General features: G+C 40.6%; 26 protein-coding genes and 1 pseudogene. 6 read left to right on the top strand and 21 right to left on the bottom strand.

Translation table 11 applies throughout. The features are described 5' to 3' along the window. Positions 1–178: 178 nt before the first annotated feature. From D9603_RS19190 to D9603_RS19175, 4 genes are all read right to left on the bottom strand, one after another. Positions 179–2662, bottom strand: a complete 2484-nt coding sequence (locus D9603_RS19190) for a prolyl oligopeptidase family serine peptidase (RefSeq protein ID WP_128732510.1) — start codon at positions 2660–2662, stop codon at positions 179–181. A 361-nt stretch (positions 2663–3023) separates the two neighbouring features. After that, positions 3024–4172, bottom strand: a complete 1149-nt coding sequence (locus D9603_RS19185) for a 5-(carboxyamino)imidazole ribonucleotide synthase (protein WP_128732509.1) — start codon at positions 4170–4172, stop codon at positions 3024–3026. Position 4173: 1 nt separating this feature from the next. Continuing rightward, the gene (gene purE, locus D9603_RS19180) at positions 4174–4656 is read right to left on the bottom strand and encodes a 5-(carboxyamino)imidazole ribonucleotide mutase (RefSeq protein WP_125254160.1); all 483 of its coding nucleotides are present in this window, start codon (positions 4654–4656) and stop codon (positions 4174–4176) included. Between the two features lie 261 nt (positions 4657–4917). Further along, the gene (locus D9603_RS19175; RefSeq protein ID WP_128732508.1) at positions 4918–5136 is read right to left on the bottom strand and encodes a hypothetical protein; all 219 of its coding nucleotides are present in this window, start codon (positions 5134–5136) and stop codon (positions 4918–4920) included. Between the two features lie 126 nt (positions 5137–5262). On the opposite strand from D9603_RS19175, the gene D9603_RS19170 reads away from it, so the two are divergent. Next, the gene (locus tag D9603_RS19170) at positions 5263–5796 is read left to right on the top strand and encodes a TetR/AcrR family transcriptional regulator (RefSeq protein ID WP_128732507.1); all 534 of its coding nucleotides are present in this window, start codon (positions 5263–5265) and stop codon (positions 5794–5796) included. A 138-nt stretch (positions 5797–5934) separates the two neighbouring features. Beyond that, complete coding sequence (gene htpX / locus D9603_RS19165; RefSeq protein WP_128732506.1) at positions 5935–6795, top strand: protease HtpX; 861 nt, start codon at positions 5935–5937, stop codon at positions 6793–6795. 43 nt (positions 6796–6838) lie between these two features. On the opposite strand, the gene D9603_RS19160 is transcribed toward htpX, so the two are convergent. Next, positions 6839–7318 (bottom strand): GNAT family N-acetyltransferase, encoded by a 480-nt coding sequence (locus D9603_RS19160; protein ID WP_128732505.1) that lies wholly within the window; start codon positions 7316–7318, stop codon positions 6839–6841. Positions 7319–7436: 118 nt separating this feature from the next. Here D9603_RS19160 and D9603_RS19155 point away from each other — a divergent pair, with 118 nt between their 5' ends. After that, positions 7437–7637, top strand: coding sequence for a hypothetical protein (locus D9603_RS19155; protein WP_125254165.1), 201 nt, complete (start codon positions 7437–7439; stop codon positions 7635–7637). 47 nt (positions 7638–7684) lie between these two features. Here the strand turns inward: D9603_RS19155 and bioD are convergent, their stop codons facing one another. The 4 genes from bioD to bioB are packed head-to-tail and all read right to left on the bottom strand — an operon-like array spanning position 7685 to position 11339. Beyond that, entirely contained in the window at positions 7685–8377 is a 693-nt protein-coding gene (bioD, locus tag D9603_RS19150) for a dethiobiotin synthase (RefSeq protein WP_128732504.1), read from the bottom strand. Then, the gene (locus D9603_RS19145) at positions 8374–9153 is read right to left on the bottom strand and encodes a methyltransferase domain-containing protein (protein ID WP_128732503.1); all 780 of its coding nucleotides are present in this window, start codon (positions 9151–9153) and stop codon (positions 8374–8376) included. The genes bioD and D9603_RS19145 overlap by 4 nt, the downstream gene beginning before the upstream one ends. Beyond that, positions 9150–10292, bottom strand: coding sequence for an 8-amino-7-oxononanoate synthase (locus D9603_RS19140; protein WP_128732502.1), 1143 nt, complete (start codon positions 10290–10292; stop codon positions 9150–9152). The genes D9603_RS19145 and D9603_RS19140 overlap by 4 nt, the downstream gene beginning before the upstream one ends. A 3-nt stretch (positions 10293–10295) precedes the next feature. Next, positions 10296–11339, bottom strand: a complete 1044-nt coding sequence (gene bioB / locus D9603_RS19135; protein ID WP_125254169.1) for a biotin synthase BioB — start codon at positions 11337–11339, stop codon at positions 10296–10298. A 148-nt stretch (positions 11340–11487) separates the two neighbouring features. Here bioB and bioA point away from each other — a divergent pair, with 148 nt between their 5' ends. Continuing rightward, positions 11488–12777, top strand: coding sequence for an adenosylmethionine--8-amino-7-oxononanoate transaminase (gene bioA / locus D9603_RS19130; RefSeq protein ID WP_128732501.1), 1290 nt, complete (start codon positions 11488–11490; stop codon positions 12775–12777). Between the two features lie 187 nt (positions 12778–12964). After that, positions 12965–14302, top strand: a complete 1338-nt coding sequence (locus D9603_RS19125) for a 4Fe-4S cluster-binding domain-containing protein (protein ID WP_128732500.1) — start codon at positions 12965–12967, stop codon at positions 14300–14302. Positions 14303–14427: 125 nt separating this feature from the next. Here the strand turns inward: D9603_RS19125 and D9603_RS21725 are convergent, their stop codons facing one another. From D9603_RS21725 to D9603_RS19100, 8 genes are all read right to left on the bottom strand, one after another. Beyond that, positions 14428–14580 carry a hypothetical protein gene (locus D9603_RS21725; protein WP_161972770.1) on the bottom strand — a complete coding sequence of 51 codons (153 nt, stop codon included), beginning with the start codon at positions 14578–14580 and terminating at the stop codon, positions 14428–14430. Positions 14581–14616: 36 nt separating this feature from the next. Further along, a complete protein-coding gene (locus D9603_RS22225) occupies positions 14617–14832 on the bottom strand; it encodes a hypothetical protein (protein WP_241651719.1) in 216 nt (71 codons plus the stop codon). Positions 14833–15138: 306 nt separating this feature from the next. Beyond that, a complete protein-coding gene (locus D9603_RS22220; RefSeq protein ID WP_241651718.1) occupies positions 15139–15582 on the bottom strand; it encodes a glycerophosphodiester phosphodiesterase family protein in 444 nt (147 codons plus the stop codon). 103 nt (positions 15583–15685) lie between these two features. Beyond that, positions 15686–16102: a hypothetical protein gene (locus D9603_RS19115; RefSeq protein ID WP_128732499.1), complete on the bottom strand. Its 417-nt coding sequence runs from the start codon at positions 16100–16102 to the stop codon at positions 15686–15688. Positions 16103–16212: 110 nt separating this feature from the next. After that, positions 16213–17433 (bottom strand): hypothetical protein, encoded by a 1221-nt coding sequence (locus D9603_RS19110; protein ID WP_128732498.1) that lies wholly within the window; start codon positions 17431–17433, stop codon positions 16213–16215. 238 nt (positions 17434–17671) lie between these two features. Further along, the gene (locus D9603_RS21720) at positions 17672–17845 is read right to left on the bottom strand and encodes a hypothetical protein (RefSeq protein ID WP_161972769.1); all 174 of its coding nucleotides are present in this window, start codon (positions 17843–17845) and stop codon (positions 17672–17674) included. Positions 17846–18524: 679 nt separating this feature from the next. Then, entirely contained in the window at positions 18525–18914 is a 390-nt protein-coding gene (locus D9603_RS19105; protein ID WP_128732497.1) for a hypothetical protein, read from the bottom strand. Continuing rightward, the gene (locus D9603_RS19100) at positions 18915–19181 is read right to left on the bottom strand and encodes a hypothetical protein (protein ID WP_128732496.1); all 267 of its coding nucleotides are present in this window, start codon (positions 19179–19181) and stop codon (positions 18915–18917) included. A gap of 156 nt (positions 19182–19337) precedes the next feature. On the opposite strand from D9603_RS19100, the pseudogene D9603_RS19095 reads away from it, so the two are divergent. Beyond that, positions 19338–20271: pseudogene (locus tag D9603_RS19095) on the top strand (transposase). 419 nt (positions 20272–20690) lie between these two features. On the opposite strand, the gene D9603_RS19090 reads toward D9603_RS19095, so the two are convergent. The 4 genes from D9603_RS19090 to D9603_RS19075 all read right to left on the bottom strand — a co-directional run bounded on the left by D9603_RS19090 (position 20691) and on the right by D9603_RS19075 (position 22797). Further along, positions 20691–21005 carry a hypothetical protein gene (locus D9603_RS19090; RefSeq protein ID WP_128732495.1) on the bottom strand — a complete coding sequence of 105 codons (315 nt, stop codon included), beginning with the start codon at positions 21003–21005 and terminating at the stop codon, positions 20691–20693. Between the two features lie 140 nt (positions 21006–21145). Beyond that, positions 21146–21877 (bottom strand): hypothetical protein, encoded by a 732-nt coding sequence (locus tag D9603_RS19085; protein ID WP_128732494.1) that lies wholly within the window; start codon positions 21875–21877, stop codon positions 21146–21148. Positions 21878–21990: 113 nt separating this feature from the next. After that, the gene (locus tag D9603_RS19080) at positions 21991–22263 is read right to left on the bottom strand and encodes a DUF3144 domain-containing protein (RefSeq protein ID WP_128732493.1); all 273 of its coding nucleotides are present in this window, start codon (positions 22261–22263) and stop codon (positions 21991–21993) included. 108 nt (positions 22264–22371) lie between these two features. Beyond that, positions 22372–22797 (bottom strand): hypothetical protein, encoded by a 426-nt coding sequence (locus D9603_RS19075; RefSeq protein WP_128732492.1) that lies wholly within the window; start codon positions 22795–22797, stop codon positions 22372–22374. Positions 22798–23031: the final 234 nt, after the last annotated feature.

Below are 23031 nucleotides of genomic sequence, written 5' to 3'. Positions count from 1 at the left end.
TTTTTATTTGCGAGATATTGTACTAATTTAACTTGATACTTGCTCGAGTTGAAGACGTAATATGCCGAGAACCGCATTAAATGTTTTTCATTTAGCATAGCTAGATAGCCATCTAACCATATGATTCTCGGCAAAATTTTCTTGCCTCAATATAACGCTCTTCGTTGAGCAATTGGTATTATAAGTTTTCCTTAAACAGCTTGTATATACGGCGGTATTCATCCAACCAACTTGATGGCTGTCTGAAACCATGTGGTTCCACCGGATAAATTGCGGTTTCAAAGTCTTCCTTTTCTAACTCAATCAAACGTTGTACAAGACGCACAACATCTTGGAAAAACACATTATCATCGACCATAGGTGCGTTGATGAGGAGTTTGTTTTTCAACCCTTCAGCATGGTATATAGGTGAGCTGCGCTCGTATGCTATTGGGTCCACATTCGGCCGGTTAAGAATATTTGACGTGTAAGGGTCATTGTAATAAGCCCAATCGGTTACCGGACGCAGTGCAGCACCTGCTTGGAACAGGTCAGGCTGAGTGAATAACGCCATAAAGGTCATAAAGCCGCCATATGAGCCGCCGTAAGTTCCCACTGCGCCACGGTCAACGTTTGCATTATCAACCATCCACTCTACACCATCTGCCAAATCTTCAATTTCTGGTTTACCCATATGGCGATAGATAGCAGTTCTCCAATCACGTCCGTAGCCTTTCGAGCCACGATAGTCCATATCCATGACAACATAGCCTTCACTAGCTAGGAGTGAGTGGAACATAAACTCTCTAAAGTAGTTGGACCAACCCATATGCGAGTTTTGCAAGTAGCCCGCACCATGGTTGAAGATAACCGCTTTACGATTTTTACCGGTTTCACCTTCTTGATAGTCGGCGGGGTAATATACTTTTGCATAGACAGGCTCACCTTGATGACTAGAAGGCACAGCTACAATTTTTGGTGCAATTAACTTTTTATTTAAAAATGTGTCTGAAACAGTGTTTGTTAATCGAGATACTGAGGCTTTTGGTGCTGCGTCTGCAACGTAAAGCTCAGGTGGCATCATGATTTTAGAGTGTGTAAGTAAAAGCTGTTGTTCATTTGGGCTTAGCTGATAATCCGTAAGGCCATCTAAATCTGTGATTTGCTCGTCTTGCCCTGTCTCTAAGTTTACACGATAGATTTCATATAAGCCCGGGTGCTCTTTATTCGCCTTATAGTAGATAAACTTGTTATCTGAAGTTAAGGTCGGCTCTGAGACTACAAACTTACCAGCAGTCATTGCCTTTGCTTTGCTATTAAGTGGTTTCAGATATAGTTGGCTGTAACCTGACTGTTCAGAAAGGTAATACAGTGTATTCTGATCATTTAGCCAGCCAAAATCATTGTAGGTATAATTGATCCACGCATTGTCATGAAGACGGTGCTGTGAGATGAATTGCTGCTTATCGAAATCCACCGTGGCGATCCAGCGATCTTTATTATCCCATGCGCCTAACATGACAGCTACCTGTGAGCCATCACTGTTCCACCTGATAGCAGATTGATTCCAACCCCAAGTATCTATCAGGTTAATGTCACGAGGTACCTTTTTGCTGTTATAGGTTCCGCCGTTAGCCTCAGCATTTTCACGTTTAACCTCGGCTAATACGTCCTCATCAAAACCAGGTAATGTGTCGTAACTTAGTGTTGCTTGCTCAGCAAGGTTTAAATCAATGAAAATGATTTCCGAACTCATTGGCTCTGTATCAGCCACTCGACGGCGTGCTTTAACCGGATCGATATCGCCATTTTGACTCACGTAATTAGGCATAATGTCGGTATCTGCACGACTAGGTTTGTTATCGGTTATGACAGCAATAAGCTTATCTCCTGTCGGCGCCAAGCTTACAGACACTAATGCCTTGCCTTTGCCTAAGTAGAATTGATTGCCTTGAATACTGGCATTTTTGGTGTCAATCTCTTGCGCGCGAGCTTCACGGTCTTTACTATTTTTATGCGTTAGTGCCACAAATTGAATAAGCTTGTGCTGTTGCTCAGCAATATAGCCACTGGGCTCTTTCACCCCTTGTGGTTTATCGGCCAAATGTAACTTAACTAGCTCTTTGGTTAGGCCAGTTTTTAAATCCACGGCAAATAACGCATTACCAGCGCGGTAAGCTAAACGATTGTCTGTTAAAAACTGCGGTGCATATTCATAAGCTGATGAGTGAGTAACTTGTGTTAAATCGCCTGACTCTATGTTTTTTACGAATATGTTTCCTTTGAACTCATACGATTGCAATGTTCTATCTGAATTGTAAATCGCATTTTGGGCACCAACCGCGTGTAATTCAGCAAGTGACACCTTTGTACTTTTTTGTTTATTGCTAACTGCAAAAAGATCCCTTAACTCGTTTCCTGCTTGCTTGCGTTTGTAATAAATCGTGTCGCTATCAGCACCCCAGAATGCACTTTCAGGCTGACGTCCTAGCCAGTCAGGATGTGCCATTGCTTGTTTTAAAGTGATCTGCTCACTGCCAAAATCAACAGGAGTCGTTACAACAGGCGAAACGGAATTATTTGTTGCAACATCCTTGGTTTGCTGGCTTACTTCGGTCGTTTGGCAACCTGAAAGAAAAAGGCTTGAGGCTACAGCCACTGAGATAAGAGAGAGTTTTAACATGTGCTTTCTTATAAGTGATTAAATTTGCCTAATTTAAGCAGAAAGCCAGCGGAATATCGAATAATTTAAGATTAAAGACCGCATGGGTGGGACAAAAAAAGGCCAGCATGGGATGCTGGCCAAATACTCTCTGCGCTCACATAGTCGTTGATGGACAACGAGTATGAAGTGAGGCCTATCCACGCCTCATTAAAGTAGACAGTACATTTGAAAAAGAGTTCCAAAAAAACAGCAAAAAAATAAACTTTTTTAATGTTATTAAAAATTGCATTTTTATCAGGGAGCTAGAGCCACTAGCAAGCTTGTGAGAAACTAGGTGTTGAAGGAGTTAATAATAAAACTTAACTCCTTCTAAAATGTGTTAATTTAAGACTAACTGCTGTGCAGTGTCCATCACACCGGGGTAATGCTGCTCTGGTAAAATGTCGGCCAGCTCAGCCAGTACTTCACCTAATTTGTGTAGAGAGTCTGCTGAAACATTAATGTGTCCAACTTTGCGTCCTGGTTTTGCAGATTTACCATACCAGTGGCTAGTGACTCCAGGTATTGCGAGTACTTGTGGTGGGATATGCGCTTGTCCTAACACATTTATCATAGCAGTTGGACGCAGTAGATTTGTATCACCGATAGGTAAACCCGCTACAGCACGAATGTGGTTTTCAAACTGACTTACGTGAGCGCCCTGTTGAGTCCAATGACCTGAGTTGTGAACTCTTGGAGCAATCTCATTAACCAGTAACTGCCCTTCAACATCAAAGAATTCGATAGCTAAAACACCAACATAATTCAGCTCATTGGCGAGCTTGGAAAATGCTTCTTCTGCTTGAGCTTGAATACTCGCCTTTTCTTTACCTGCAAGAGAAAGCGTCAGTACACCATTTGTGTGCTGATTTTCTGTCAGAGGATATATTTTGCAATCGCCCTCTTTTGTTCGAACACCAATAATTGATACTTCGCGATCAAATGGGATCATTTTTTCCGCAACAATAGAGTGAGGCTGCGCTTGTGTACCTGCTTGCAAAAATGCTGACATTTCATCCCAGATTGCATCGATTTCTGCTTCTGACTTTACTCGCCATTGCCCTTTTCCATCGTATCCCGCTTGGCAAGTTTTAACCACCAATGGCATACCAAGTTCTTCAATTGCGTCAAGAAAGTGGGATCTATCTGTGATAATTTTAAACGGTGCACATGGTACTTTGGTTTTGTCCAAGAGTGCTTTTTCTTTTGCTCTGTCTCCACCCGTCGCAATGGCTTCAGCACCGGGATAAAACTTACCACTTTGTTGGCATAAAGCCAGTATATCCAGTGGGATATGTTCAAACTCAGCAGTAATCGCATCGGCACTTTCGATTGCTTGTTGAAGTGACTCTGATGTCGTTGTAAAAGTAACGGGGTTTATTACTGTTTTACTACCAACATCGTAAGCAAGCACTTTGATATCTAGATGAGTTGCTGACAGACTCATCATACGAGCCAACTGGCCCGCACCTAAAACAAGAATATTCATGTTACTTCGCAGGGTCTGGGTTAGCTAATACGGTGTCTGTTTGCTCTTTTCTGAACGCTTCTACCTTTGCAAATATTTCAGGCTGTTGACAACCTAAGATTTGAGCTGCTAACAATCCTGCATTTGCAGCACCGGCATCACCAATTGCAAGTGTGCCTACTGCAACACCTTTTGGCATTTGGCAAATAGAAAGTAATGAATCAACACCGTTTAGGGTCTTCGATTTTACTGGAACTCCAAGTACCGGTAAGCTAGTGAATGCGGCTGCCATACCTGGCAAATGTGCAGCGCCGCCGGCACCTGCAATAATTACTTTGATCCCACGCTCTGCTGCCGTCGAAGCGTAGTCAGCCAGAAGCTGAGGTGTGCGGTGAGCAGAAACCACCTTTGTTTCATACTCGATACCAAACTTTTCCAACATTTCGGCTGCATGCTGCATTGTAGGCCAATCTGATTTTGAACCCATAATGATGCCAACGGTCATAATAATTCCTCGACTAATTTTGAACGATACAGAGCTAAGGCCCTTCATGCCTTAGCTCGGCGCATTATACCTGAGTTCGTCTTTAATGCGAAGAATCAACTTATTGGAACAATCGGAGGAGTGATTACCAATTCAAAACTTACTTTTTTGCAGTTATTGGACTGCGTAGTAACGTGGTTCTATCCATGTACAGCCTTACGCACCGACTATTCAACATATGGAAACGTCAATCCAATGAGTAAAGTAAAATCTGAGCTGTGCCTAACTTCTGGCTCTACTTTCATTAGTTTGTACTGTTAATTCTAGACCTTTAGCTCTTTTAAGGTGAGCAAAGAAAGATTTTGGCCCCATAATCAAACATAAAACAGCCAACCCCCCTGGCAACAAAACAAGCTTTAATATTGGTCCTAGTACATAACTATAAAAGCCAATGAACGGCATAAAAAGTATATATCCTATGAATAAACGCAACTGCTGCATGGTCGAGACTCCTATCTTTTTTTGAGCGTGCTCAATTATAATAATGAGCGCGCTCAAAAAATGCAAATTATATCTGAAATTACTTATAACCGTGCTACAATTGCCTGCAAATAAAATGGTAACCTTATGAAAAAAAGAGAAATTACATATAAGAAGATCCTAGAGTCAGGTTGGCTGCTGTTCCAGCAAAAAGGCTTTGAAGAGACTACTACAAGGCAAATTGCTCAACAGGCAGGTGTTGCCACGGGCACGGTATTTGCGCACTTTCCTACTAAGCTAGAGATTTTAAAAGTAGCGATGTACGAACAGATAGAGCAGCTTATAGCACAAGCCCAAAAATCTGATACTCAACACAGTGCCAGCTTGAAGCTTAGGCATTATGCTAAATACTTATTTGCCTTTTATCTTGATAATCGCGCGTTTAGTAAAGAACTAATAACTGGGATAATCTGGCAGAGCCATTTTTTCTCTGTTCAGTTGGACTTATTTAAGCAGCTACTTTTTAGTGAGCAGGAATATGATGAATTAAAAGCTTCGGTAATGATGGATTGCTACTTTATGACGGTAATTGAAGGGTTAAATGATGAGGCCTCTTCTGTTGACGATCTTATCTATAGATTATCACAAAAGTTAAAATTAATTAGTAACCAAAGTGTATGATGTGTTCCTTTTGAAATATTCATGTAATTTAACTTGTACTTTTGTACAGATGGCCATATAAATGCAGCAAGGGCTGATGTAATAAGCAAGTGCTTGGGAAAAGTTACTTAGTTCCTTACTTTGTCTAATGAGGTCAAAATGAAACGCGTCATCTTATTCTTGATAACTAACTTAGCAGTTATGCTGGTGTTAGGGATCGTGCTATCTATTATAATGTCTGTATTTGGCATATCTAGCCGTAGTTACACTGGCATTATGATTATCGCCGCCGTATTTGGGTTCGGTGGTTCCTTTATTTCATTGTTTATGTCCAAATGGGTGGCTAAAAAGTCCACTGGCGCAGTTGTTATTGAACAGCCACGTAACGAGACTGAACATTGGCTAGTATCAACTGTAACGCAGCAGGCTAAAAAAGCAGGAATTGCTGTGCCTGAAGTTGCAATTTATGATAGTCCTGAAATGAACGCTTTTGCTACAGGTCCTAGTAAAAATAACAGCCTAGTTGCTGTTAGTACAGGCCTGCTGCATAACATGAGTCAAGACCAAGCCGAAGCGGTATTAGCGCATGAAGTATCACATATCGCTAACGGTGATATGGTTACGCTTACGTTGATCCAAGGGGTGGTTAATACCTTTGTTATCTTCTTTGCTAAAGTATTAGCTGGGATTGTAGATAACTTCTTGAATAGTGATGAAGAAGAGTCAGGCGGTAGTTGGACGTATTTTATCTTCGATATGATCTTCCAAATACTGTTCGGGATTTTAGCTTCTGTCGTCGTTGCCTACTTTAGCCGTAAACGCGAATTTGCAGCTGATAAAGGCGCAGCAGACTTAGTTGGTGCACATAAAATGCGTTCAGCTTTAGAGCGTTTAAAGCATAACCACGAATCGCAGCTTGAAGGCTCAATGATGGCTTTTGGCATTGCATCTGGTAAATCAGTGGCTGATTTCTTTGCATCACATCCACCGCTAGATGAGAGAATCAAAGCATTATCGTGATAGAATGTAGATAGATTACAGGGCAGCGCTTAGCTGCCCTTTTTTATAGCGAAATACGATATAACCCGTCACTTACACAGCAAAACCCTAATCGTGATAATAAGTTAAGCGAGCGATAATTTTTAGGAGATACCCTTGCTATCACTGTAGAACAAGCAAATGGTAGTTGTTTTGCTTGTTTAAATAGGTGACTGAGTGCTTCAAACATCAACCCACTCCCCCAATACTCAGGTGAAAGTTCGTAGCCTACATAAATGCCATCAGGCTCTTCATGTTCTAGATAAAAGCCAACACACCCAATGATCGTGTTGCTCTTTTTGCAAATAAGGCAAAAGCGCCCTCCAATTCGTTCATACAACCGCTCAATATCCATCTGGATCATACACTTTAAATCTACTTCCGTGAGATTATCACCATAATCATTAAAGGCTTTGACTTGTGGTAAATTGAGTAACGGAAGTAATTGACTACAGTCTCTATGACGAATTGGTCTAATAACCAGTCTTTTGGTTACGAATTCCATTTAAGGCCTACACAAATAAGTGATTGATGCAATAGTAGCACTATTGGTAACGATTGGATCTTTCAATTTTATGATTTATTGGAATGTTTTATAATATCCATTTTTGGGAATAGTATAAATGAGCGAAGAATTCAAAGTTATCCCACCTACAACAAAAGTTTATTGCCCAGAGCGAGGCGAAGGCTGGACATTAACAGGCATTACAGGAATAGATGAAAACGCGTCAGTGATGTTTTCTGGGGTGCGTTACACTATCTCAGCAAAAGAAATCATAGGTTCTTTATTGCCCAATTATGAAGCAAAACACAAAGCCGAGTAAATACACCTTGATAGCGGCTAAAATAAGCCGCTGTCAAGATCACTTAGCTATACCGAAGACGGCAAATTAAACAACGATAGCAGCGAAGCACGCAGTTGTAGTTTTGGCGTCCCATCACTGTATGGTGCAGTTGCAAGTAACGGACAATCTAAACGCAGTTTAAGGCTCTCAAGGTTTTCTTCAAACACAGCCATATTAGGATCCACTTGATTGGCAATCCAACCCACCAAATTAAGCCCTTTTTGTTTTATCGACTCCGCGGTTAAAAACGCGTGGTTTAAACATCCAAGCTTCATACCTACCACCAAAATGACCGGAAGCTGGGCCCGCGCCACCCAATCATATAGATATTCTGTGTCATTGATAGGTAGCGCCCAGCCACCTGCGCCTTCACACAATATATATTCAGCCCCCAATTGGGTTAGATCTTCGTATCGAGCATGTAATTTATCAACGGTGATCTCAACATTCGCCTGCTTTGCCGCAATGTGAGGAGCAATAGGTGGAGCAAAACAAAACGGATTCACTTGTTCGTAGGTACCATGCACAGTCGCCGCTTCCATTAGGCTGATAGCATCAACATTAACTAACTCACCAAACGCCTCTTCTGCATCAGCTGCAATGGGTTTAAAACCAATAGCTTGCTTAGTATGCTTTGCTAATAGCCTTAACAACAAGGTAGAGATGTAGGTCTTACCTACTTCGGTATCTGTTCCGGTTATAAAATATGCGTGTTTCATTTTTGTAGTTCCAAAAAGCCCACTTGATAACTTACATCAAAACCGCAGCCACTTTGCGGATAATGTCCTAATAAACGCCTAAACGCCGTCTTACCCAATAGTCCTTGGCGCTTTGTTGGCGCTTTAACGTCATTGGCACCGATTTTTTTAACTGAGCGCAACGCCTTGAGCGCAGAATCATATCTATCGATTAAGGTTTCTTCTTGTGTCCAAACTACCTTAAACCCTGCTTTTTCAGCAAATTTGCTAAGTTGCGTTAAAGTATGGAACGTATTGACATGACTACACTCATCAATTGCTTGCCAAGCAGTGTTGATTTCGGCTAATGAGCCAGTTAATACCGAGCTAAGTATCACACGCCCCTGATTTTTTAATACTCTATAAAGCTCTTGAAATAGCATTTCAGGTGAATTGGACCATTGAATAGCAAAGTTACTAAACACTAAATCGATGCAGTTTGCTTGCAGCGCCAATTTGTCCATATCGCAGCAAACACTCACGCTCAAATTTACTTGGCTTGCGAGCATTGTATAGCTTAGATCTGCACCTAGATATTGGGTGGTATACCCTTTGAGTCTGTGGTAGTTTTCATGAGGCCCACACCCCAAATCAAGCAAACAAGGAAACATACGCACTACCCCCGGCTCGCTATTGTTCTGAGCTAAACGAGAGAACAATATGTTTGCGGCTTGCTTTTGTACATTGGCGTGTTGTGAGTACGTTTTCGCGGCTTTAGAAAAACACTTAGCAGTTTGTGTTACTTCTGCTTTACTCATGACACCTCCACTAGAGCAGAAACTAGATATTCGATATCTTGAGTACTGTGTTCTGCCGTGATTGTTATACGTAAACGCGCTGTATTTTGAGGTACGGTCGGCGGCCTTATCGCCCCTACCCAAATTCCTTTTTGCTTGAGCTTATTTTGTGTTGCTATCACATTTTCGCTCGTGCCGAATACCAATGGCTGGATGGCTGTGTCGCTTGGAATAGGTGATAGGTTAGTGGCACTAATTAACTTTTTAAAATACGCAATGTTCCTCGACAATTTGTCCCTAGACTCTGTAGCCAACAACAATCGATTAAGCTGGTGTAAAGCCACACTGGCCATAATTGGCGATAATGCCGTGGTATAAACAAACTCACGGTTAAATTGCACCAAATATTCGATAACCTGCCGACTGGCTAATACTGCAGCCCCTTGGCAGCCCATAGCTTTACCAAACGTTACCACTAGTATTTCTGGTTTGATACCTGTATCTACTGTTCCTAGACCATTTTCACCAATCACTCCGAAGGCGTGGGCATCATCAACCATTAGCCATGAAGAATGGGATTGCGCGAGTTTACTTATTTCAACAATAGGTGCGGTATCTCCATCCATAGAAAATACGCCTTCCGTAACTATTAATTTGTTGTTAGCTTTTGTTTTTTCCAGTCTCGACCTTAAGTGGTTCAGATCATTATGGTTAAAGCGCACAAATTTAGCATTTCCGGCTAATCCACCATCTATTAAGCTGGCATGATTTAACTTATCTTGAAACACCGCTGCACTAAATTGCTTTTCCCCGGAGGTGAATAATGCTTTGAGTGTACTGGTATTCGCAGCAAAACCACTTGGAAATAACAGCGCAGCTTCATAGCCAAGTGCGTCACACAATTGACTTTCAAGCTGTTGATGTACGCTCAAATACCCTGTTACCAATGCCGAGCTTCTGCTTCCAGCCTCTATGGAGACCAGCTGAGTAGCATCTAGTTTAGTCGCAAGGCCAAGATAATCATTGCTTGCAAAGTTAAGGTAATGCTCACCGGCAATCGTAATTCGACTTGCACACGCATGCTCTACTAACACGCGCTGCCTAAAAAGCCCTTCAGCGCGACGCGTTGCAAGGGCTTGCGTTATATATGAAAATGACATCAATTAGTTTGCTTCGTAGAACAACTCTGACGTCGCTTTATCGGCAATAGCTGAACTTAACGATGCTTCATAGGCTTCATCTGAATAATCTTCCCGCGTCTCAGGGTTCATGCCCAACTTTTTGATCAGATTCATATCTGCATCTGCTTCTGGATTCTCTGTGGTCAGTAGCTTATCGCCGTAAAATATAGAGTTTGCACCGGCAAAGAAACACATAGACTGCATTTGTTCATTCATTGCAGTTCTACCTGCAGATAAACGCACATAACTATGTGGCATCATAATACGCGCGACGGCAATCGTACGAATAAACTCAAAATGATCTAAGTCATCAACATTTTCAAGTGGCGTGCCCTTAACCTTAACAAGCATGTTAATCGGTACACTTTCAGGTTGCTTTGGTAAGTTTGCGAGTTGAATCAACAGACCATAGCGATCAGATGCCTGCTCTCCCATTCCAACGATACCACCAGAGCATACCTTCATACCTGCGTCTCTAACATGGTCAAGCGTATCCAAGCGGTCTTGATACGTTCTTGTGGTAATAATTTGCTCATAATACTCAGGAGAGGTATCCAAATTATGGTTGTAATAATCAAGGCCAGCTTCTCGTAGCGTATGTGCCTTTTGATTATCAAGCTTACCCAAGGTCATACAGGTTTCTAGACCAAGCTCTTTAACTTCTTTGACCATTTTGGCGATGTACGGCATATCTCTGTCTTTAGGATCGGACCACGCTGCCCCCATACAAAAGCGCGTTGCCCCTTTTTCTTTCGCCAGCTTTGCTTGAGTTACAACCTTTTCCACTTCCATCAAGCGCTCACGCTCTAGATCTGTTTTATAGTGGCCTGACTGCGGACAGTATTTACAATCTTCGGGGCAAGCTCCCGTTTTGATAGACAGCAAAGTTGAGATCTGTACTTCATTGGGGTTGAAATTTTTGCGGTGAATGCTTGCAGCATAAAAAAGTAAGTCATTAAAAGGCATAGTGAACAGCGTTTTTACTTCTTCATGTGTCCAATCGTGTCTTAGCGCGCCTAATTCCATATTTTCATTCTCTTTTTATTCTTGCCTAAATTTAGCGCACGGATACCGTGTAGTGGTTAAATTTAGAGCATTCAAACTGACGGTGATTGGCTTAGTCTACTTCTTAGCTTAGTATTGTCAACGTTGTACGTGCCCACAAGGTTTACAAATGAACAATAAACAAACAATTGATATTGAATTTGATCGCCAGCACATTTGGCATCCCTACACCTCAATGATTGACCCTTTGCCAGTCTATCCAGCCAAAAGAACGTTTGAAAACAAAATTGAGCTTGAAACGGGTGAAATACTCATTGATGGTATGGCCTCTTGGTGGAGCGCTGTACATGGCTATGGCCACCCAGAAATAATCACGGCAATAAAAAACCAAGCTGACACCATGAGTCATGTCATGTTTGGTGGTCTAACCCACCAGCCTGCCGTTGACTTATGCAAATTACTTATAGAGCTAACCCCTGCACCACTGAATCGAGTTTTTCTCGCCGACGGCGGCTCTGTTAGTGTGGAAGTGTCAATCAAAATGGCTATTCAATATTGGCTGAGCAAAGGCAAAAGAAATAAGACCCAAATTATGACGGCCAAAAAGGGCTATCACGGTGACACATTCGCAGCCATGAGTGTGTGTGATCCTGTCAACTCCATGCACGCGATGTATCAAGGCTTTTTACCTGAGCAAGTGTTTGTCGAAGCTCCTAGTAGCAAATTTGAAGGCACTCAATGTCAAGAAGAGCTCAACCAGCTGGAAGCCGCTTTTGCAGCCCACCATGAAAATGTGGCGGCGTTTATTATCGAACCCATTGTGCAAAATGCAGGAGGCATGAACTTTTATCACCCTGATTACCTAAAAGCGCTTAGGAAGCTATGTGATAAATATGAAGTGCTGCTGATTTTAGATGAAATAGCCACTGGGTTTGGCCGTACTGGTAAAATGTTCGCTTGTGAACACGCCGATATTTCACCTGATATCATGTGTGTAGGTAAAGCACTCACCGGTGGTAATATGACACTAGCCGCGACCTTGGCTACAGAGGACGTGGCATTGGGTATTAGCCAAGGTGAAGCTAAGGTATTAATGCACGGCCCGACTTTTATGGGCAACCCACTTGCCTGCGCTGCTGCCGTCGCCAGTTTAACACTCCTAAAGCGTAAAGAGTGCGACGCCAATATTAAACGAGTATCTCAAGCGCTAGAGGCACTCAAGCGTTGTCAAAATCTAAGTGTAGTAAAAGCAGTCAGAGTGCTTGGTGCAATCGGCGTTGTTGAAGTAGATAGAGTGGTCGATGTTGCCAAAATTCAAAAGTTCTTTATTCAAAAAGGCGTATGGATAAGACCATTTGGCAAACTTATTTATATCATGCCTGCATATATTTCATCTGATAAAGACATCTTAACATTAGCTGATGCCATTTATGCAGCAATTGCAGGTGATCATTTTTAATTGGTAATTTTAAAGGAGTTAGGTCTAATTAACGAGCTAACTCCATTAAACTAAGCCAAAGAGATTACCACAAAGCTGTTAAGTTGCATTTTTTCGAACTTTCCGACATTTGTACCTGAAATGATAATAGCAGCATGTTACTATGTTCGTTTTTATAATTTGCAAGTGAGAAAGAGACAAACTAAATATGCAGCAAACCGTCAAATTGCAGCCAGCTGAAGCTTACCAGCCACCTCGTTTTACCGTTTATCAGCACCGCCAGATCGATAAGATTGAGCAGTTAGATAAACTGCCAGAGCACCTGCGCTTTCAAATGAAAGTCGTTGCCAACGTATTTCCTTTTCGCGTTAATAATTTTGTAATTGAAGAGCTTATCGACTGGGACAAAGTGCCTAACGATCCTGTATTTCAATTAACCTTTCCACAGCGTGGTATGTTGGATGACGAGTCTTACGATAAAATGGCTGCGCTGTTAAGTAAAGAACATACCCCAGAAGAGGTATTTAACCTTGCGACTGAAATTCGCCAAAAGTTAAATCCACACCCTGCTGGGCAAATGGAAAAAAACGTCCCTGAATATGAAGGTGAGCGTGTAGACGGGATCCAGCATAAATATAAAGAAACCGTTTTATTCTTCCCATCTCAAGGTCAATACTGCCATTCATATTGTACATTTTGCTTCCGCTGGGCTCAGTTTGTCGGCAAAGCAACAAGATTCAATAATAATGATGCCGAGCTACTTCATAATTACTTAGCCGAGCACACCGAAGTGACGGATCTTTTGATGACTGGTGGCGACCCTATGGTTATGCGCACTGTTAAACTACGAAAATATTTAGAAGCGTTGAAAGAGCCAAGATTTGACCACATTCGTACTATCCGTATCGGTACAAAGTCCCTCACCTTCTGGCCGTTTAGATATGTAACCGATCCAGACGCACAAGAGTTGCTAAAATTACTCAAAGAGCTTGTTGATGCAGGTAAACACGTATCAATTATGGCGCATGTTAATCACAAGCAAGAACTGCGTACAGAAGTCACCCGCGAAGCAATCAAGCTCATACGTAAGACTGGTGCTCAGATAAGAACACAAGCGCCTCTTTTAAATAATATAAACGTAGATGCAGATATGTGGGCTGAGATGTGGAAAGAGCAAACTCAGCTTGGCATGATCCCATACTACATGTTTATAGAGCGTGATACAGGAGCTAAGCGCTACTTTGAAATTCCACTACATAAAACGTGGGAAACCTTCCGTGAAGCTTATAAACAAGTGTCTGGAGTCAGCCGTACAGTGAGAGGCCCTTCAATGAGTGCAGGCCCTGGTAAAGTTGAAGTGTCAGGTGTGACTGAGATAGCCGGTGAAAAGGTATTTGTGCTGCGCTTTATTCAAGCACGAAATCCTGACTGGGTGCAGCGCCCATTCTTTGCCAAATTTGATGAAAATGCTCACTGGCTAGATGACTTAAAGCCAGCATTTGGAGAAGAAAAATTCTTCTGGCAAGACGAATACGACGCCATGTAAATGTAAAAACATCAAAAAAGCCAGCAAATTGCTGGCTTTTATTTGGCGCATTTAAATACCCTTGGGCTTGGATACAAAATGAGTTCACTCATCGCCTTTAAAATCACATTAAAGTATTTCCTTATCTAGCCAGATAGTTTTGCAAATAACTGGCTGCTAAAAGCATTAATTTGATGCTCAACACCGAACTTGCCTTCTATCGTCACATTGTATTGTACAGCAATTTTTTCAACGCCCTCCGACTCAAGAATTACCTTATAAACCTTGTGAGTTAACAACTTTTAATCTTTCGAAGTTTTACAAAGTTCCAATTTTTATTCTTTGGAAATAACGTCCTGATTGATGCGTTTGTCAGCTTGTGTTGCACGAATAAAATCAAGATCACTAGTGATAACTCCAATACCCGATGCGACAACGTCATTGTATGGTTGAGTGATCGGTTCATGTCGAGACCAAAGGTAAACATCCGAATCATAGCTCTGAAGTCTTGATGCTAGGCGTTCAGGATAGCCCCAGAAATACTTTGTCATCGAGGGAGGTATAAAAAGAACAGTGTTCCTACAGGACTCTGGAACTAACCCTGCCCATCCCACTAAAAGATAACCTATTGCGCAATTCTTGACACTATCAACGCTTGCTAACCGCAAAGATGGATCCTTATTTCGAAACCACTCCATACCTTTTGAAGAGGTGATGACAATATGGCTAGATATTTTTCCTGATAGATACTCATATAGAGTTTCGAATGAACGTATGTCGTTATTCTTTAGGTTTAACCAAAACTCATACTTTGGATATCGTTTATAAAACGCCTCTAACTTGGAAATCTCAAAACCTTACCCTCTAAATGGGAAGGTCGCACCATCGTCAAACGTGTATCCATATCCTGCATCAATACTTTTCAACTGCTCAAATGATGTTTTATGTACCGGCCCAGAGCCGTTTGTAGCACAATCTAATGTCCAGTCATGAATAACTACCAGTTGATCATCACTAGTTTTGTGCACATTTAGATGAATTACCTTAGCTCCGGCTGCGATGGAAGAAGCCACAGCTTCTAATGTGTTCTCAACTGAATTGGCCCTTGATGCTTTTATAGAAAGGGAGGTACAGCCAGTTTTATTTAATTTTTCATAGTTAACTGCGCTTCCACCGCCTCGATAGGCTACAATCTCGCCATGTCGCCGTAGGTCAGGAACGAATATATAAGCATTAATAACCCCTAGAGTAATTATGCAAGAAAGAGGAATCAAAAATATCTTAACTATTTTTATAAACATTTATTATCTGAATCCTTGATAAATAGTCGATGAAAGCTAACGCTCAATTAATAGGGTTAAAAATAGTGTGCTAAAATTTGTAAGGCACGAACAAAACCAACTGTTATTTGTCCGCGTTTACAACTTTGTTAGATGACACTAATTCAGTAATTATTGGAGGCTCATGAGCTAGGATTGATACGCACTCATTCAAACCAATAATTAGATACTCCCGTGCTTCACAAAGCTTGCCTGTCACGAAATGAGCTCGCGTTTTTTCTAAAGAGTTCCAACCACCTTCAATTACTTCAAAACACCAACCTTTAGTCAAATCACATTCGGACCAAAACTCACCCAAGTCACCTTCATCAAGAACCCTAAAGCCCCATGATGCATCAAAATTGGCTTTTATTTTCCAACTCTTTGACTCAACGATAATATCTAAACCGTTATTAGATAGTTTAACTTCATCAACTATCGTACTGCGATCTGATTTATATGGTGATTCAATTAATAGCACCTTAGGTTCGAATATCGTCATAGTCTTCTAACGCCGCCATAAGCGGTGAGTAATAGCTTGCTAAAATGTGGAACGAAGTGGAACCGAGCAAGCTGTTACGAATCCGACTTAATGGCCTTGTTAAGGGCACACTATGCACACAGGTATTTTAATTGGTTCTCAAGGTCTTCTATTAACCAATTTAGTTTACTATCTGATATCGGTGCTGCTAAATTTTCTTGTAGACGACTTAGTGATAACTGTTCTCTATCTCTGAATACAGCATCTAATTTATCTTTGGATATTACGGACTCAAAGATTTCAGCATTAAAACTTAACTTTGGTGATGCCTTTGATTTTAAGTCAGAATAAAAAATGGATTCTAAATTAAACATATCTCCCACTGATAAAAGCTTTTCCTCAGAGCTAACTATGTAAGCTGTATTTATTTCAGGAAGATTTGAAGGTGTTAACAAAAACTCAGGTAGCCTTAACAGGAGCAAATCCCAAGCGGTGGCTTTTAAGTTCTTAACAGCTTTTGCGAAAGACATATTTGGTTGTACGTTTACAAACTTACCAGCAAAATTTGAAAAATAATATAATGCTAGGTTTACTTCTCTAGCCATCAGAATGTTTAATTCTGAAGTCAAAAAGGTTTCGAACTCTTTGTTTTTATAAAGAATGTTTTTTTCATTTATAGTGGGATTCATAAAATGTATTAAAACCATCTTTAAAAGGCAAGCATAAGATACTCTTGTTAAGTCTATATAGTATTTCAATTCCTGTGAATCAACGAGGGATTTAGCCCAGTTAGCACCACAGTCATCAAAATTCGAAGCACCATATAAATCATAATAATGGTCTAATGCATCCTTTTTGTATTTAATCTCTTCGTTTTCAACGAAAGAAGACTCTTCCATACAATGTAACCTTAATATAGATGCTAACTTTTCACTTGAAGTCTTTACAAATTGCTCTTTAGAAGATTTAGCCATATTCTCGGCTAAATAAAACATAGGACTGTAGTCACAATTTAATTTTGAAACATGTTTAAGGAAGTCTTTAGTCACAACTCTACTATCAATGTCTAGCTTACCTTTCCCAGATATAAAACGGTGCAACCCATCAACAATATGAGAGTCTAATATCAGAGTATGAACTATATAAAACTGTAACTCTTTTCTATCTACTACAAACTCCCTATTTAATACTGCGGGTCTTTTTCCTTGAAACTGATCGACTATCCCGATCTTTTTATTATTACTTTCAAAATGGAACGAACCGTCATAAAACTGAGCCTTATAAGGTGAGTTTGAAAGCTCAAAAATATGAGCATCTTTCATTTCTGGGTGGTCAAAAATATTAGAATACAACGACAGCCTCCTTGTGCCTTTAACATTTTATTCGTGCGCATGCGCGTTTACCTCGTTGGGCCAGTGAAAACGCGCGCAGTTAACTATCAGTATGTAAAGAACTTATCAGCATTCTTCTAAATATACCATCTAGAAAAATGCAAATAACAGTGGGTGTCACTTGTTTCCATTCCATTTGTTTTATGGGTGTCATTTGTTTTTTTAGCGAATCACTCTTAAACAGTTTGTTATACGATTTTTACGCTATTGTCCAAACAATATCTTTTACAGCCTTAGCACCACTTTTCAGCAAGACTTTTTGATCTCTGAGTTTGCCAAATATAGTCGTGATTTTCTCTGCTTCTCTTATACCGGTAAGGTCACGAGCTTGCTGGTTGTTGATTGAAGCATGCTTTTTAACAGTGGGTGTCACTTGTTTCTTTCTTTTTTAAATTGCTTCAGGACTGGTTTGTAATACGTCTAGAGCAGCACCCACTGCATAACTCAAAAGTTGCAAATAAGAGCATCATAGGCACAACCGTCGAGTTATGCAAATTACCACATTAGTTATGTACCCAATAGCTTTTTGATTTGAACTCTAATCTCACCTTCCAACACTCCAAAAGTTTTTTTAGCATGGTCACTACAAGGCGGGTCGTTTAGAGGTGGAATCTCAATTTCCCTGATACAATCAAACACTCCTTTGCCAGAATTAGACCAAGCCTTATATGCACAAAACAGCCTTTCAAACCTGTCATCATTCTGCGGTAACCCCTTATAGTTAGCGTTAACATCACGCAGATAGTCATCGTCTTTACAAAGATATAAGGTGCTGGACTTCTCTCTCTATCATCCAAGATATGATGGTTATAGTTGTTATCTATATATTTACTAACTTGTCTTTCTTCTACAACTCTCTTTAGGACAGATAGATAACAGCTAATATCATTTATCGTGGTCGCCATAAAACGCCTTGTATACTGGTCTAGCATATCTATTGTTTCTTTTTCTGACGTCGGGAGAAGGTACGGGAACAGCGTTAATTTATTTAGCATAACTAGTCTCATCTCTTCTAATTGAAAGTGTATCTTCTCAAGGTTGTCAATTGACTGTTATGCTTGAAAAGATAACTTGCCAGCCTCGTCAAATCGTTCTCTCTGGATAAAACGCAATGCATAGAAATATGCTTCAAGTGAAAGTCGTAAGTGTCGTTCATACTGAATAGCAAATTCTTTAATTTCACTAAAAGATTCATGTACCTTAAAAGCATCTTTGGCTTGAATTGCCACACGCAAAACCCCCAGATTAGCCACAGCTATTACTATGGTAAAAAGCGCAACCAATACTGTTGAAGTTATGATTAACCCGCCTTCATCAATGTTTAGCAATGCGATAATTAAACCTATAAACGTTGCCAAAACAATAACTACACCATAAACTTCCCAGAAAGGACTTTTTAGATTTTCTATTACTCGCTCAAGCCTTTTTATAAAAACTCTCACTTAACCGCCCCGTATTTGCTTTTTCAAATTTGATCTGACGCCAACTTTCGCAGCTTCTAGCTCAAAAAACACTGCTGTATCAAAAATATCACCATAGTAAACCACATCCATACCTGATAAATTACTGTGCACTTTTCTTATATCTGATGCCATTTGTAAGTACTGTTCTTCAGTTACGTACTTGGTGCCGAGACATGCAAATAAATCTTCTAAACCAGGTATACATTCATAACGGATATATTTCTCCATCAAAGAAACTGCTAGCATGCAAAACTCCTTTAAACATATTCATGCTTGTAATTAGATAATTCCTTTAACGTTTCTTCAGAAGAACAAATCGCTGACACCCACCTCTAATTTGCACCTTCCTAAGATACCGCCAAAGCTTTAATTCTGCATTTAAAGGATTGAGGAAATCAAACTATGACCACTGCCCGTAAAAGACAAATCAGTTTAACCGACACCAAATACTATCACTGTATCTCTCGTTGCGTAAGGCGTGCTTTTCTGTGTGGTGAAGATAAATTTACTGGAAAATCATACGAGCACCGCCGGGACTGGGTTGAAGAAAAGCTATTGATGTTGGCTTCCATATTTTGCATTGATGTCTGTGCTTATGCCGTGATGAGTAATCATACTCACATTGTTTTATATGTTGATGACAACAAGGCGAAGCGTCTGTCCGATGAAGCGATTGTGATACGATGGCACAAGTTGTTTAAAGGTAATTGGGTCACCCGTAAGTTTACTGAAGGTGAGTCAATCAATGAATCGGAGCAGTTGATACTAGATGAACTGGTTGATAAATACAGGGAAAGACTAGCCGATATTAGCTGGTTTATGCGAGTGCTTAACGAAAACATCGCCCGCCGAGCAAATAAAGAAGATAATTGTACAGGCCGTTTTTGGGAAGGACGGTTTAAATCCCAGGCATTACTGGACGAGGCTGCATTGGCCGCTTGCCTCGCTTACGTAGACTTAAACCCCATTAGATCCAACATCGCCGCAACGCCTGAAACCTCAGACTACACCAGCATCAAAAAACCTACTACGCTTTGTGGGCAGCCCACGAAAACATATGCCAAAAGGCCTGCCTTTTGAACTCAAATCCTATATTGAATTGGTTGAACTCACAGTCCGTTGTATTCGAGACGACAAGCGAGGCTATATCTTTGAATCTCAGCCCATACTCACTCGACTCAATATAGAACCTGAGAACTGGATAAAACTCACTACGCAGTTTTCTCGGGTATTTCACGGCGCGGTTGGTCGAGAGCGAACAGTAACCGCCTACTGTGAAACACTACAAAAGCGAAGGCGGACAAACCTAACAAATTGCGAGCGCTTGTTGGCTTAGCAAAATTCACACTCTCAACGGTAGAATTTCCTACTGCTGTATTTACAGCGCTTTGTTGTGCGCGATAACCCAATTTTAGTGTAGCGATAAGCTTATCCGCCAAAGGTCACCCTATCTTAGATCGTTTTTGTCCATATTCTTTAAGTGTTTCCGCACGCTTTAATCTCACTTTGCCAGCATAGATACAAATAACAGTGGGTGTCGCTTGTTTTATTATTTTGACAAAAATATTATAGATGGTCGGCTGTATTAGGCTAATTTCGCAGAAAAACTTCTATGGGCTAACGCCAAGCTAATGGGCAGGCACTGTGGAGGAATTTTTGGTGTAAATTGGCGCGAAGCGACTTAAACCAAAAAGGCCGTAGCAGTGACTGTCCAGGCCAACTTGTTGGCCGAGCATTGAGCGCCTTGTTAGCCATTTATACTTTGGGTTTACTGCCAAAACGCTTGTATTGGTGTATTACGAGCAGTTTAAAAATATTTGTGTAGTACATTGCCAGCCCAGTTACCAAAATGAAGAAGCTAACAATAAACACTTTTTGCTCTAATGGAACAGCAGGATTGATCATGCCTGCCCATATGTCGTTCCAATGCTTGAAGAATATAGATTGCCCCTCAAAGAAAAACTTCATTACGGTCAGCACCAAAAGTGATGCGCCAGTGACGATCCATGATTTTGGTTTGGTCAGCAGTGCAATCAATAAAAGCGAGAAATTTAAAAACTTAGAACTCATTTATCTTCCTTGGCTTCGAACCCTTTTGTGGTGGCTAACGCACGCATAAAATGCGGATAATGCTTGGCTAAAATTAGCGAAGAATGAGCGCCAGCCAAGCGTTTGACGTCATTTTTGATACGTTTGTTATGTTTTCTTTGCTACCAATCTCGCCACTCTTTCCAATTCTTAAGCAGCCTAGAATTAGCTTGCTGCAAGGCACTAACTTGTTCATCGGGCCACCACTCAGCTAAGTCAACCCCTTTAAGGTTAGGTAAATTATGCAATGGCTCAAGACTTTTATCGAGCACTCTCGTATTTACAAGACTTAGGTGTTCTAAGTTTATTAAGCTCTTAATTGGAGATAACGTATCTAACTTTTGAGTTGCCCACATGCTGCCGTTTAGGCTAAGAGCCTTTAAATCTGTTAGCTGAGCGAGCTCTCGGATATCTGAAATGTTTTTTATGTTTTCAAATTCTAACCACTTAAGATTAGTTAGTTTTTCAATTCCATTTAAAGTACTTAATTGAGTAGAGCTACCTAAGTTGAAGTACACCAAATTAGATAACTTGCTAAAGTCGATATTTTTTATACTAGAGTGCTTTATCGAAAGGCCTTTCAAATTAGGCATATCACAAATGGCATCAAAAAGTTTTTGGTTAACTTTTGGAGCTACCCATAACATTTCAACACTCTTTAAGGTTGGTAATATTTTTGCCCAACCATCTCGTACTTTCTTTTCTTGATAAGCACTTAAGCCTAACTGATTGGAAGGGCCGCATAAAATAAGCCTGTCATTATTAAAACCCTCTTCAATATAAAACTGCTCTTCTGGCTTATCTAACACCCATCCATAACTTGAATAGTCAGCTTCATTCCAATTTATCGACAAGTGCGTACTCTCCTGAAAACATAACGCCCTGTTAAGGGGCTGATAATGTTTGGCTAAAATGTGCAGCGAAGCGAAACCGAGCCAAACGTTAGCAGTCCCGCTTGCACAGCTTGTTATGAGTTTTCTTCTTCAGATGTATAGTATTCTACACCTGAGCGTATCGAAGACTCGAAAAACTCCATATGCTCTTTGATAAATGATTCCAAATCGACTTGTTCATTTTCAGATTTTATTGCGTAATACCTAGCCGCATAGCAAGCCATGGTATACATAAAAGATGAATTCACTTGAGGAATAGAAAGTTCATTTTCCTTTGCTATAGCACTTTGCATAAATTCATCTACAACTTCGTAAAATTTATCTTCTAGATTTTCGTCAATACCCATACTTTCGAATACTCATAACGCTTGCCTAACCGGCGCGAAATAGCAGGCTAAAATTAGCGACGAAGGAGCGCAAGCCTGCTGTTTTGCGTCCTTTGGTTTAGGCACTTGTTAGTTGTCGTTTTTCCTGCGTTCATAAAAACGTTTTTCACGTTCTTTGTTTTCTTTTGCAGTTCCTATGCGCCACCCCATGTAGTTATTAACATCATCAATTGCATCTTGAGCACAACTCCTAACCCAGTCACTGGAATCTTTTAGAGCACGTAACAAAACTGGTTTAACGATGTTCTTTTCTAGTTTGCCATGGTTCATCGCTGTATAAGCGAAGCCTCGCATCGAATTACCACGAATATTTTCATCTGGGTGCTCAGCCAATCGAACACTAACTTCTTGAGTGAATCTCCAATTGTCATGACAAAATCCTAACTTCATAGGAATTAAAATTAGTGCTTCACGATCGTCATTTTTTATAGCTTCCCAAATTTCCGAATCGGAAAATTCATTTGTATGGACGTCTCGATATTTCAATTTACTCATAAGACAACTAACGCCTTAATAAACGGCGGAAAATAGCAGGCTAAACTAAGCGAAGAATGAGCGCAAGCCTGCTGTTTTGCGTCCATTGTTTAATTAGTCGATTCTGAATATTGTTGTTTTGATGCTTAGATTGGCAGTACAAGATCAGTCCAGCCTGAGCATCATCTTTATCGACAGGTTATTACGCAGCGCTTTTCGCTGCTAATAACTGATATAAAATACAGGCATAAAAAA

The sequence above is a fragment of the Pseudoalteromonas sp. PS5 genome (assembly GCF_004103255.1).
GTDB classification, from domain to species: Bacteria; Pseudomonadota; Gammaproteobacteria; order Enterobacterales; family Alteromonadaceae; genus Pseudoalteromonas; species Pseudoalteromonas peptidolytica.
This window is presented reverse-complemented; position numbering and strand designations above follow the sequence as displayed.

Excerpts from the sequence above, each read along its gene's own strand:
- D9603_RS19190 (WP_128732510.1), bottom strand. The coding sequence starts at position 2,662 with ATGTTAAAACTCTCTCTTATCTCAGTGGCTGTAGCCTCAAGCCTTTTT.
- D9603_RS19185 (WP_128732509.1), bottom strand. The coding sequence starts at position 4,172 with ATGAATATTCTTGTTTTAGGTGCGGGCCAGTTGGCTCGTATGATGAGT.
- purE (WP_125254160.1), bottom strand. The coding sequence starts at position 4,656 with ATGACCGTTGGCATCATTATGGGTTCAAAATCAGATTGGCCTACAATG.
- D9603_RS19175 (WP_128732508.1), bottom strand. The coding sequence starts at position 5,136 with ATGCAGCAGTTGCGTTTATTCATAGGATATATACTTTTTATGCCGTTC.
- D9603_RS19170 (WP_128732507.1), top strand. The coding sequence starts at position 5,263 with ATGAAAAAAAGAGAAATTACATATAAGAAGATCCTAGAGTCAGGTTGG.
- htpX (WP_128732506.1), top strand. The coding sequence starts at position 5,935 with ATGAAACGCGTCATCTTATTCTTGATAACTAACTTAGCAGTTATGCTG.
- D9603_RS19160 (WP_128732505.1), bottom strand. The coding sequence starts at position 7,318 with ATGGAATTCGTAACCAAAAGACTGGTTATTAGACCAATTCGTCATAGA.
- D9603_RS19155 (WP_125254165.1), top strand. The coding sequence starts at position 7,437 with ATGAGCGAAGAATTCAAAGTTATCCCACCTACAACAAAAGTTTATTGC.
- bioD (WP_128732504.1), bottom strand. The coding sequence starts at position 8,377 with ATGAAACACGCATATTTTATAACCGGAACAGATACCGAAGTAGGTAAG.
- D9603_RS19145 (WP_128732503.1), bottom strand. The coding sequence starts at position 9,153 with ATGAGTAAAGCAGAAGTAACACAAACTGCTAAGTGTTTTTCTAAAGCC.
- D9603_RS19140 (WP_128732502.1), bottom strand. The coding sequence starts at position 10,292 with ATGTCATTTTCATATATAACGCAAGCCCTTGCAACGCGTCGCGCTGAA.
- bioB (WP_125254169.1), bottom strand. The coding sequence starts at position 11,339 with ATGGAATTAGGCGCGCTAAGACACGATTGGACACATGAAGAAGTAAAA.
- bioA (WP_128732501.1), top strand. The coding sequence starts at position 11,488 with ATGAACAATAAACAAACAATTGATATTGAATTTGATCGCCAGCACATT.
- D9603_RS19125 (WP_128732500.1), top strand. The coding sequence starts at position 12,965 with ATGCAGCAAACCGTCAAATTGCAGCCAGCTGAAGCTTACCAGCCACCT.
- D9603_RS22225 (WP_241651719.1), bottom strand. The coding sequence starts at position 14,832 with ATGACAAAGTATTTCTGGGGCTATCCTGAACGCCTAGCATCAAGACTT.
- D9603_RS22220 (WP_241651718.1), bottom strand. The coding sequence starts at position 15,582 with ATGTTTATAAAAATAGTTAAGATATTTTTGATTCCTCTTTCTTGCATA.
- D9603_RS19115 (WP_128732499.1), bottom strand. The coding sequence starts at position 16,102 with ATGACGATATTCGAACCTAAGGTGCTATTAATTGAATCACCATATAAA.
- D9603_RS19100 (WP_128732496.1), bottom strand. The coding sequence starts at position 19,181 with ATGCTAGCAGTTTCTTTGATGGAGAAATATATCCGTTATGAATGTATA.
- D9603_RS19090 (WP_128732495.1), bottom strand. The coding sequence starts at position 21,005 with ATGAGTTCTAAGTTTTTAAATTTCTCGCTTTTATTGATTGCACTGCTG.
- D9603_RS19080 (WP_128732493.1), bottom strand. The coding sequence starts at position 22,263 with ATGGGTATTGACGAAAATCTAGAAGATAAATTTTACGAAGTTGTAGAT.
- D9603_RS19075 (WP_128732492.1), bottom strand. The coding sequence starts at position 22,797 with ATGAGTAAATTGAAATATCGAGACGTCCATACAAATGAATTTTCCGAT.